The following is a 9280-nucleotide window of genomic DNA, read 5'->3' as shown; positions in this document are numbered from 1 at the left end:
CCGGCGCTCCTGCGGCGCACGGTCACGGCCTTGTCAATCACGGTAGAAGTTGCCTGAAGGACTGCACGGCAAATGAAGAGGAAGACTTGCTCCAGTGTAAGCGATTCGCATGCGGCCTTGTTTTTTATTCCTCTGCGCCGGATTGCGGGCGCGTCGGGAACCGCTTGGAGAGGCGAGCGTCATGACGGTCGGCGCAGCCAATAAAAATCCGCCGGTCAGGGCGGAAATGAACAGCAGTCCGGCCAGCAACACTCAGACTCAAGCAGCTTCGCGATCAAACTGGCGTGGCGCACCCAGAGCTGTCTTGAATGCCTCGATGTCGCCCGCAGTGCCGCCGAGAAACAGGGCTTCGTCCACGGAACCGTCTTCCAGCGTCTGGCTGATGCCCAGTTGCGCCAGCAAATCCTCTGCTGCGCCCAGACACAGAATCGGCTTGCAATGGAAATACTGATCGCGCACAAAGGCATGCACCAGCGGATTGGCCATCAAGGAGGCAATCGCCGGTTCGCCGTCGGGCAAGACCATGGCGTCAAACAAGACTGCCGGCGCAGCCGAGATAGTGATTTCCACCTCCAGATCGGAGCCTGAAGACGAACCCACGCTGCCCAGCTTGTCGCCGACGAAACGCGGCACGGCGCCCTCTGCCAGCAATTGCATGTAGATGTCGCGTGCAGCCTCGCCATCGGTGCCGTCGGCCACCACAATCGCCACTTTGCGTCCCTTCGCCGAGCCATCGCCCGGATAGGCGGTGAGCGACAAGGAAGGCGACGGGTCGAAGTCAGGCGTGCTCAGCGTCGACACCAGCGGCGCCGCGTCCGGCGTGGCAAAGCCCAGGCCATCGGCCACCGCATCGGCCAGCTCCTGATCGACATTGACCAGCAGCGACACCACCCGCTTGCGGATGGCCGGCGTCTGTACCCGCGTCAGTTCAAACAGGAAGGCCTTGATGATGTGCTGCTGTTCCGGCGGCGACTGGCTGATCCAGAACATCCTGGCCTGCGAATAGTGATCGGCGAACAGCTCCGGCTTGCCGCGCACCTTGTCGGCGGCAATCGGCTCGGGAAAACTGGTGAAGCCGCCGCCGGCCACGCCGGTCTGAAACGGACAGCCGCCGCCCAGCGAGTTCGGTTCATAGGCGGCGCGGCCGCGATGAATCGCTTGGCGGTGCATGCCGTCGCGCTGATTGTTGTGCACCTGATTGACCGGCGCATTGATCGGCAGCTCATGAAAATTGGCTCCGCCCAAGCGTGAAATCTGAGTATCGAGATAGGAATGGATACGCCCCTGCAGCAAGGGATCGTTGCTGAAATCGATACCCGGCACGATATGCGCGGTGCAGAATGCGACCTGCTCGGTCTCGGCAAAAAAATTGTCGGGATTGCGATCCAGCACCATGCGGCCGACGGCGCGCACCGGCACCATTTCCTCCGGCACCAGCTTGGTCGGGTCGAGCACGTCAATGCCGAAGCCTTCGGCTTCCTCTTCTGAAAATACTTGCAGGCCGAGTTCCCATTCGGGATAGTTGCCGCCCTCGATGGCTTCCCACAGATCGCGCCGGTGAAAGTCGGCATCGGCGCCGGCAATCTTGACGGCTTCATCCCACAGCAAGGAATGGGTGCCGGCCTTGGGCGTCCAGTGGAATTTGCAGAACACGGATTCGCCGGCGTCATTGATCAGCCGGAAGGTATGCACGCCGAAGCCCTGCATGGTGCGATAGCTGCGCGGGATGGCGCGGTCCGAGGTATGCCACAGCAGCATGTGCGTGATTTCAGGCGTGAGCGAGGCGAAATCCCAGAAGGTGTCGTGCGCGCTGGCAGCCTGCGGCATGCCATTGTTGGGCTCCGGTTTGACGGCGTGAATCAGATCGGGAAACTTCATCGCGTCCTGAATGAAGAACACCGGGATATTGTTACCCACCAGATCCCAGTTGCCCTCATCGGTATAGAACTTGACGGCAAAGCCGCGCACATCGCGCACCGTGTCGGCCGAACCGCGCTCGCCGGCGACCGTGGAAAAGCGCACGAACACCGGCGTGCGCTTGCCGGCTTCGGCAAACGGCGCAGCCTTGCTCAGCTTGCCCAGCGGCTTGTAGTTCTCGAAATAGCCATGCGCCGCCGAACCGCGCGCGTGCACCACGCGTTCCGGAATGCGCTCGTGATCGAAATGGGTAATCTTTTCGCGCAGGATGAAATCTTCCAGCGCAGTAGGGCCGCGCAGTCCGATCTTCAATGAGTTCTGGTTGTCGGCGATCTTGACGCCTTGATTGGTGCTCAGCGCCTGGCCGGTGGAATCGACGCGCACGCGATCCAGCGAACCGACCGTGTGATTGTTGCCGGGATCGGGCTGGCCTTCCCCGGTTTTCTCAGAGGCGTTGGATTCCGACACGGTGCTGCCGGCGAAAGCGCCGGATGAGGCGGCCACGGTTTGGCCCTGCGCCGGCATGCGCGCAGCATCGCCGTATTCGCTGGGCTTGCCTTGGTTGAAAGGCATGGCGGATGCCACTTCATTGGTGCTGAGCAATTTCTCCAGCAGAATGCCGGGGATCTGGGTGCCGGCCGGAAGTTTGGACAGATTGCCGCCGGAAGGGCCGGCGACAGTGCTGAGCACGGTGCCTAGTCCGTCAGGGGTATCGGACTTTTTTGCGCGAGTTGCCATTAGGTTTTCCTCAATTGGAACGGGTACATGAATCGTCTCGCACGAGACGGAATTTGACCCCGCGATCGAAAAACCCAAGGCCATCAGGCGACTGAGTGTATGCCGATGCCCTGCGCCAAACAGTAGGAGAAGCGCGCATTGAGGCGTAAGCGTTCTGCCTGTTTAGCCCATCCGGAACAGTCGGCCAACACCAGCAAACTCAAAGCTGATCAGGCAAGAGGCTGGCCGATCGGATGTCTCAGCGGATGAGCTGGCGCAAGCCGAGTGTGAGAATGATGCCGCCGCAGATGCGGTCGATCCAGACTGCGCAGCGCCGATAGCGGCTGGCCACGCTGCCATGCGACATCGCCAGCGCGACGCCGCAATACCAAGAGCCGGCGACCAGCGCCACCACCGCGATCATGGCGCAGAAAGTCGGCCATGCCACATGGGCGGGCGCCGCCGACGCGAACACCGCCGCGAAGAAAGCGACCGACTTGGGGTTGGCGATATTGGTCAGGAAGCCTTGTACAAAAGAACGGCGCAGGCCCTCGCCGCTCAGCAGCGGCGCAGCGCTCTGCCGCTTGTTGCGCGCCAGCCAGATCAGCCGGGCGCCGAACCACATCAGATAGGCGGCGCCCGCAAATTTGACGAACAGCGCCAGCCAGGGAAACGCGGCGAACACCATGCCGACGCCGAGAATCGCGCAACTGGCCCAGAACAGATTGACCACCACGATGCCGCCCACCAGCGCCAGCGCCGAAGCGCGCGAAGAAGACGCCGCCTTGTGCACCACCGCCACGAAATTCGGCCCGGGAATCATCACCCCCGTGATGTAGACCGAAAATACGGCGATCACTGCGGACCAATCGATCATGCTGCGCTCTCTGCTGAAATTCGAAAACCGAAGTCTAGCAGCGATGCCGCTCACGCATGAGTGCGGCGGATCCCTGCATGGCAGGATCGGGGTCAGACCACTTCCGCCGGCGCATTCACATTCAGCCTCTTCTGCAAAAAGCGCACGCATTCGCGGATCTTGGCCGAGTTCTTCATCTGCAGCGGATACACCGCGCACAGATCGGCTTCCTGTGAATAATGCGGCAGCACACGCACCAGCCGCCCGTTCCTGAGGCTGGCGTCGACATCCCAGATCGAGCGCAGGATGATGCCGTGACCATCGATCGCCCATTGATGGATGATCTCGCCGTGATTGGAGGCCAGCCCGCCCGAGACCTTGACGGTTTCCACGCCCTGCGGCCCGGTCATGCGCCAGATGCCGAAGGATTGGTTGCGCTCGCGGATCACCAGGCATTCATGCTGGCGCAGATCAGCCAGCGCGGCCGGCATTCCATGCCGCTTGAGATAGGCCGGGCTGGCGCACAGCACGCGCTGGCTGGCGAAGATGCGTTTGGCAAACAGATGCGGCTCATGCACCGGGCCGACGCGGATGTCGAGATCGAAGCCTTCATTGACCAGATCGACCTGCCGGTCCACCAGTTCGAGCTGCACCTTGAGGTCGGGATGCAGCGCCGCGAATTCGGAAATGAGGGGCGACACATGCTTGCGCCCCAGCGCAAAGCTGGTGCTGATCTTGAGCAGGCCGCGCGGCACCCGCTTGGCGCTGCTGACGGTTTCCAGCATCTGCTCGACGTCGTCCAGAATCTTGCGCGCCCATTCATGCGCGTTGCTGCCCTCTTCCGTCATCACCACACTGCGCGTGGTGCGGTGAAACAGACGCACGCCCAGCGACTCTTCCAGCAGGGCAATACGCTTGCTGACATAGGCCGGCGAGGCGCCGACTTCTTTTGCCGACTCGATGAAGCTGTTGCGGCGGGCGACGACACAGAACAGGCGCAGGTCTTCCAGCATGGGCGGATTATTCACGATTCGTAAGCTATCCTCAGTTTGATCCGTGAATTATAACGAGCTATGTCCAGACCGATCCGTGGTCGCCGCACCCGCTCTGAAACCTCAGGCGCGCGGCGGCATCCAAGCGATTCATATCGTGCAGAAAAGATTGTGCGACTGACAATGTTGCAAGCCGGGCAGGTACCGGATACCACTTTCAGCGGCTTCCGGAATTGCCTGCCGGACATAAATCCGCCACGTCTGCGCACTTTTTGTGGCAGGCTTTCACCATTCCCATTTTTCGGAGCTTTTTTGCATGTCCACCCCTGATTCAGAACTCTCCACCCAGGAAAATCCCATCGGCGGCGCGCAGCTTGAACGCATCGACATGGGGCAGTTGAAATGCCTGCGCGTCACCACCTCGAAGGCGGAATTGCTGGTGGCCGAACAAGGCGCCCAGGTATTGAGCTATCGCCTGCACGGCGAAGAACCGCTGATCTGGCTCAGCGATCAGGCCGCCTTTGAAAGCGGCCAGGCGGTGCGCGGCGGCGTGCCGGTGTGCTGGCCCTGGTTCGGCGATCTGGCGCGCAATCCGGCACAGGTGCAGGCACTGCACACCGGCGGCCGTTTGCCTGCGCATGGACTGGTGCGCAATCTGGACTGGCTGGTGCGCGGCATGACGATCACCGAAGCCGATGAACACAGCGGTGAAAAGGAATCGGTGCAACTGGAGTTCTCCCTGCCGCCGACCGATGCATCGCCCCCTCTACGCCATCTGCCGGCCGGACTGGAACTGCGCCTGAGCATCCATCTCGGCGAACGCCTGCAGATGACGCTGAGCACGCGCAACGGCAGCGATCAGACGGTGGCGCTGACCCAGGCCCTGCACACCTACTTCGCAGTCGGCGACATTCATCAGGCCAGCATCGACGGCCTGGAAGACCGGCCTTATATCGAAACCCTGGAAGGCTGGTCGCCACGGCGTCAGAAAGGCCGACTGCACATCACCGGCGAAACCGATCGCATCTATCACGATCTGAGCGGCCCGCTGGTGATCCGCGATACCAAATGGGGCCGTCGCATCTGCATCGAAGCCAGCGGTTCAAGCTCGGCAGTGGTCTGGAATCCCTGGGTCAGCAAGGCGCGCCGCCTGAGCCAGTTTGCCGACGACGCCTGGCAGCACATGCTGTGCATAGAAACCGCCAACGTGATGGATGACATGGTGACGCTGGCGCCCGGCGAGCAGCACAGCATGGGCGTCACACTGTGGTCGGAGGCAATGGGCGCCTGATTGCCATCCTCTTATTGTTCACGCAGCGTGTTTTATGGAATCACCATTTCATGCATGATTGAACACTGAATAAGTTTATGATTTCTCGCAGCCAGGCTTGCGGGAAAGCAAGGACGAAAGCGCGACATCGCCCGGTGTCGTCAGACCGGCCGCAGCACACGGGAACATTTCCCCGGTGCGCTGCGGCCTTTCAATTTCCGGCCACGGACACGCTGCGGCAGCGCCGCTCGCGCGCCCCGTAGCGCCGGACTTCTTTTCCCGCCAGTCATTCGCCAGCCTTCATCACGCTGCGCATTGCGTATTACCTATTGCGCAATGCCGCGTAGCAGATTCATACCTTCATCAGGAGACAGACATGAGCAAGGAAAACAGCAAAAAACATAAGGTCGCCGTCATCGCCGGCGACGGCATCGGCCAGGAAGTGATTCCGGAAGGCCTGCGCGTGGTCGAAGCCGCCAGCAAGAAATTCGGCATCGAGATCGAATTCACCCATTTCGACTGGGCGCACTGCGGCTATTACGAAAAGCACGGCAAGATGATGCCGGATGACTGGTTCGATCAGTTGAAGGGTTTCGAAGCGATTTTCTTTGGCGCGGTCGGCTGGCCGGCCACGGTGCCGGATCACGTTTCGCTGTGGGGCTCGCTGCTCAAGTTCCGGCGCGAATTCGATCTGTATGTGAATCTGCGTCCGGTGCGCCTGATGCCTGGCGTGCCCTGCCCGCTGGCCAATCGCAAACCCGGCGACATCGACTTTTACGTGGTGCGCGAAAATACCGAGGGCGAGTATTCGTCGGTAGGTGGCCGCATGTATGAAGGCACCGAGCGCGAAACGGTGATCCAGGAATCGATCTTCACGCGCACCGGCACCGACCGCATTCTGAAGTTTGCCTACGAACTGGCGCAGAGCCGCCCGAAGAAACATCTGACCTCAGCCACCAAATCCAATGGCATCGCCATCACCATGCCTTACTGGGATGAACGCGCCGAAGCCATGGGCCGGCAATATCCGGAAGTGCGCAGCGACAAGTACCACATCGACATCCTGACCGCGCACTTCGTGCTGAATCCGGATCGCTTCGACGTGGTGGTGGCGTCCAATCTGTTCGGCGACATTCTGTCCGACCTTGGCCCGGCCTGCACCGGCACCATCGGCATCGCGCCGTCGGCCAATCTGAACCCTTCACGCGTGCTGCCGTCGCTGTTCGAGCCGGTGCACGGTTCGGCGCCCGACATCTTCGGCAAGAACATCGCCAATCCGATCGCCACCATCTGGTCGGGCGCCATGATGCTGGACTTCCTCGGCAACGGCGACGCCAAATACAAGCAGGCGCACGATGCGGTATTGGCGGCGGTCGAAAAAGTATTGGTGGAAGGTCCCTGCACGCCGGATCTCGGCGGCAAGGGCAACACTACCGAAGTCGGCAAGGCCATCGCTGCGGCGCTCTGAACGAAGAGCTGCAAGCGATATCAAGGGTGGCGGCGAACGGGCACGGCAGAGGGCCGCCGCCGCCGCGGCAGTATAAAAAAACAGAAAAAAATGGCGTGACAGCGGCATCAAGACTCCGGACACCGGAGCAGGCGCGGCAGAGACTCCGCGTTTCACATCACAGGAGGAGACATCATGCAGGCATGGAAGAGCATTTTTGCGGCCGCAGCATCGTGCGGCGTCGTCGCATTCTCAGGCCTCGCGCAGGCCCAGACCGCGCAAACGCCCATCGTGATCAAGTTCAGCCATGTGGTGGCGGCCAACACATCCAAGGGCAAGACCGCCGACTACTTCAAGAAGATCGTTGAAGAACGCACGCAGGGCCGCGTGAAGGTGGACGTCTACGCCAACAGCCAACTGTACAAGGACAAGGAAGAACTGGAAGCGCTGCAGATGGGTTCGGTGCAGATGCTGGCGCCGACCTTCGGCAAGTTCGGCCCTATCGGCGTGCGCGAGTTCGAGGTATTCGACCTGCCCTATCTGTTCGACAACATGGAGCAGGCGCAGAAAGTGACGCAAGGCGCGATCGGCAAGAAGCTGCTGCAGAAGCTGGACAGCAAGGGCATTGCCGGCCTCGCCATGCTGGACAGCGGATTTCTGGACTGGACCTCCAACAAGCCCATCGTCAAACCGGCCGACATCAAGGGCATGAAGATCCGCATTCAGTCTTCCAAGGTGATCGACGCCCGCACCCGCATCGTCGGCGCGCTGCCGCAGGTGATGGCCTGGTCGGAAATCTATCAGGCGCTGCAGACCGGCGTGGTGGACGGCCAGGAAAATCCGCCCTCCATCGTCAACACCGCCAAGCTGTATGAGGTGCAGAAATTCATGACGCTGTCGGAACACGGCTATCACGGCTATGTGCTGATCGCCAACAAGCGCTTCTGGGATGCGCTGCCGGCCGACCTCAAACCGATCATGGACAAGGCCGTGATCGACGCCACCAGCTATTTCAACAGCAATGCGAAAAAGGAAAACGACGATGCGCTGGAAGAGATCAGGAGGACCGGCAAGACCAAAATCCTGAGCATGACTGCGCAGGACAAGGATGAGTGGCGCAAGGTGCAGGCGCCGGTCTATCACGAGATGGAGGGCCGGGTCGGCAAGGAACTGATGCAGGAATTGTTCAAGACCATAGGGCGTGAGCAGCCCGGTATGAAGTGAGCGTTGAAATTGGCGGCATCGGCCAGCCCGAGCAGTCCTGCTGACACCGCCCGCGCTCCATTTTTTTCGGCCATCCAGCCGCCCCGCCGGGCGGCTTTTTTCTTGCCGGAAAATTCCCTCGCTTACAGGCATGCACGCCCCGTGTTAGCATTCGCTAAACTTCAATCCGTCGTCACGCGCTCCCGGCCCAAAACATGAACGCACGTTTGCAAACCCTCTGGAATTACACCAGCGCCTACGCGCTGCTCTGGTTCGTTACGCTCGCGCTGATGCTGGAAGATGATGTCGCCATGTTGGCGACCATGTTCAGTTAGGCCGGCACGGCCATCGCTTACCGGCATGAAATTCACCGTTTTTTCCTTCCCCCCTTTCCGTCCCATGCTGAAGCTGGCGCTGCTGCCTCTGGCCCTGGTCACGCTCAGCGCACACGCCGAATGGTCGCCGCTGGGCGACAACAACATCGGCAGCTTCTTCGTCGACAAGAACAGCATCGTCTCCACCCGCGGCATTCGCCAGGCGCAGATTCTGCTGAACTGGAGCCGTCCGCAATTGCTGATGGGCCCGGGCAGCAAGATCTATTACCTGTCGGAAGTCTCGACCGCCTATTTCGATTGCGACAGCCGCCAGCTCGGTTTCGGCAGCCGCAAGATGTATTCGCAGGCCAATGCCAAGGGCGAGGTGCTGCTGGCGCCGCAGCTCTCGTACTCGGATGTGCGCTTGCAGGATCAGGTGCCGGGCTCCACCGGCGAGCGCGCCATCAACGCCGTGTGCGGCAAATAAGCGGCACGATCCAAGCATATGCCGGCGGCCTTCGCCGCGACCATGAAAAAAGCCGGAGCGCATCGCCTCCGGCTTTT

At 61.0% G+C, this 9280-nt stretch carries 8 protein-coding genes; 4 read left to right on the top strand and 4 right to left on the bottom strand.

The window, feature by feature from the left end; translation table 11 throughout:
- Positions 1-33 precede the first annotated feature (33 nt).
- From PQR62_RS03625 to PQR62_RS03610, 4 genes are all read right to left on the bottom strand, one after another.
- Positions 34-252, bottom strand: coding sequence for a hypothetical protein (locus PQR62_RS03625; protein WP_408154915.1), 219 nt, complete (start codon positions 250-252; stop codon positions 34-36).
- 6 nt (positions 253-258) lie between these two features.
- Entirely contained in the window at positions 259-2655 is a 2397-nt protein-coding gene (locus PQR62_RS03620) for a catalase (protein WP_408154913.1), read from the bottom strand.
- Between the two features lie 238 nt (positions 2656-2893).
- The gene (locus PQR62_RS03615) at positions 2894-3511 is read right to left on the bottom strand and encodes a LysE family translocator (protein WP_408154911.1); all 618 of its coding nucleotides are present in this window, start codon (positions 3509-3511) and stop codon (positions 2894-2896) included.
- Positions 3512-3603: 92 nt separating this feature from the next.
- Positions 3604-4518 carry a LysR family transcriptional regulator gene (locus PQR62_RS03610; protein WP_408154909.1) on the bottom strand — a complete coding sequence of 305 codons (915 nt, stop codon included), beginning with the start codon at positions 4516-4518 and terminating at the stop codon, positions 3604-3606.
- Positions 4519-4798: 280 nt separating this feature from the next.
- On the opposite strand from PQR62_RS03610, the gene PQR62_RS03605 reads away from it, so the two are divergent.
- The 4 genes from PQR62_RS03605 to PQR62_RS03590 all read left to right on the top strand — a co-directional run bounded on the left by PQR62_RS03605 (position 4799) and on the right by PQR62_RS03590 (position 9203).
- On the top strand, positions 4799-5773 hold the full coding sequence (locus PQR62_RS03605; RefSeq protein ID WP_408154907.1) for a D-hexose-6-phosphate mutarotase: 975 nt from the start codon (positions 4799-4801) through the stop codon (positions 5771-5773).
- 355 nt (positions 5774-6128) lie between these two features.
- Positions 6129-7220, top strand: coding sequence for a tartrate dehydrogenase (locus PQR62_RS03600; RefSeq protein ID WP_408154905.1), 1092 nt, complete (start codon positions 6129-6131; stop codon positions 7218-7220).
- A gap of 174 nt (positions 7221-7394) precedes the next feature.
- Entirely contained in the window at positions 7395-8423 is a 1029-nt protein-coding gene (locus PQR62_RS03595; protein WP_408154903.1) for a DctP family TRAP transporter solute-binding subunit, read from the top strand.
- A 339-nt stretch (positions 8424-8762) separates the two neighbouring features.
- On the top strand, positions 8763-9203 hold the full coding sequence (locus PQR62_RS03590) for a surface-adhesin E family protein (RefSeq protein ID WP_408154901.1): 441 nt from the start codon (positions 8763-8765) through the stop codon (positions 9201-9203).
- Positions 9204-9280 lie beyond the last annotated feature (77 nt).

It is taken from the genome of Herbaspirillum lusitanum, from assembly GCF_046025995.1.
Taxonomy (GTDB): domain Bacteria; phylum Pseudomonadota; class Gammaproteobacteria; order Burkholderiales; family Burkholderiaceae_D; genus Herbaspirillum; species Herbaspirillum lusitanum_A.
The sequence above is the reverse complement of the archived record's forward strand: the minus strand, read 5'-3'. Positions and strand labels throughout refer to the sequence as shown.